The following is a 1692-nucleotide window of genomic DNA, read 5'->3' on the forward strand; positions in this document are numbered from 1 at the left end:
GTGACGAAGGATGGCGTCGTCCTCGATACGGACGACCGCACGCTCAGCGCCTTCCCCAACTTCGCATATGACGCGTCGTCGACCTGGAACAACAAAACGAAGGAGTTCCTGGTCGTCTGGTCCGACGAGCACGGCGAGGGCCCGGAGAACGCGGACATCTACGGCAACAGGGTGAAGGAAGACGGCACCATCCTCGACGGCAACGGCTTCCCCATCTCCCAGGCGGAGGGCGCCCAGTCGTCGCCCGATGTGGAGTGGACGCACAAGAACTACCAGGTGGTCTGGTCCGATGACCGGATTGGAAACCCGGACATCTACGGCACGCGCGTGAGCAAGACAGGCATGGTGAAGGACCCCGAAGGCATCCCCATCTCCACCGCCGCAGGCGCGCAGACCGTTCCGCGCATCGCCCACCACAACAACAAGTCCCTGGTCGTTTGGGACGACACGCGGTACGGCCCGCACAGCGTCTGGGGTGCGCGGTGGGACGAGGATGGGGATGTGTGGGACCCCTCGGGCTTCCCCATCTCCAGCGAGGGTCTGGCCCAGCAGTACCTGCCGGACGTTGCCTACGGGGCTGACAAGTTCTTCACCGTCTACGCCGCCCAGGCCGTCTACGACCCCTCCGAGCCGCACTTCATCCTGGGCACGCGGGTGACGCATCAGGCGGAGGTGAAGGACGTGCCCGCCTTGCCGCTCACGCGCCAGCGCTGAGCCGTTGAGGGAGAGGGCCTCGCCGCGTGCGAGGCGGCGTTCCCAGAGGCAAGGGCCGGCGCATGCACGCCGGTCCGGGCCGTGCGCGCGGGCTCAGGGCTTCAGGCCGAGCTCGCGGTTCTCCAACGACGTCAGCCGGGCGGAGTCGTACACGCCGCGGAAGGCGGGGTTGGAGGTGCGCTCCCCGAAGCGCATGGGGTCGATGGCAGGGGCGGTGGCTCAATGCGCCTGTCCTCCACCGTATCCGGCCTGCGCCCCACGGGTGGCTGGTGAGGCGCTCGGAGCCCCCCACTCTTGCGCCGGAGTTCGCGAAGGGGAGGCTGCACATGAAGCGGGAAGTGAAGGCCGGCATCGCCGGGCTGCTGTTCGGGTCCATGCTGGTCGGCTGCGGGGTGGCGCCGGAGCAGGAAGCGCAGAACGAAGTGGAGGCGATGACGGCGGAGGCGACATCGAGCGCCGAGGCCGGGCTCGATGAACACCGTGGCTCCTCGACGCCCGCCGCGGTGGCGCGTTACGGCCCCGCGGTCGCGTACGGTGACGGCAAGTACTTCGCCGTCTGGACCGACGTGCGGACCGGCGGCATCTACGGCACCCGGGTGAAGCCCGACGGCACCGTGCTCGACCCCACGGGCATCCGCATCAACATCGGTGACGAGAATGGGGTACGGCCCGCCATCGCCTTCAATGGGAAGTACTTCTTCGTCGTCTGGGAGACCCGCGATGGTGTCGACGGGGTGCGGGTGAAGCCGGACGGCACCGTGGTGGGGCCGGTGTTCCGCGCCATCCAGACGGACGAGTCCTTCGGCCCGGTGCGTGTGGCCTGCTCTCCGAAAATTTGCCTGGTGACGTACACCATCTCCGGTGACGACGAGACGGTCATCTTCTTCACGCGGGTGACGAAGGATGGCGTCGTCCTCGATACGGACGACCGCACGCTCAGCGCCTTCCCCAACTTCGCATATGACGCGTCGTCGACCT

At 67.7% G+C, this 1692-nt stretch carries 2 pseudogenes; both read left to right on the forward strand.

Annotated features, from left to right (window positions below):
* Positions 1–714 (forward strand): annotated as a pseudogene (locus BLU09_RS37955) (hypothetical protein); the annotation flags it as partial.
* 326 nt (positions 715–1040) lie between these two features.
* Positions 1041–1692 (forward strand): annotated as a pseudogene (locus BLU09_RS37960) (hypothetical protein); the annotation flags it as partial.

It is taken from the genome of Myxococcus virescens (assembly GCF_900101905.1).
GTDB lineage: Bacteria > Myxococcota > Myxococcia > Myxococcales > Myxococcaceae > Myxococcus > Myxococcus virescens.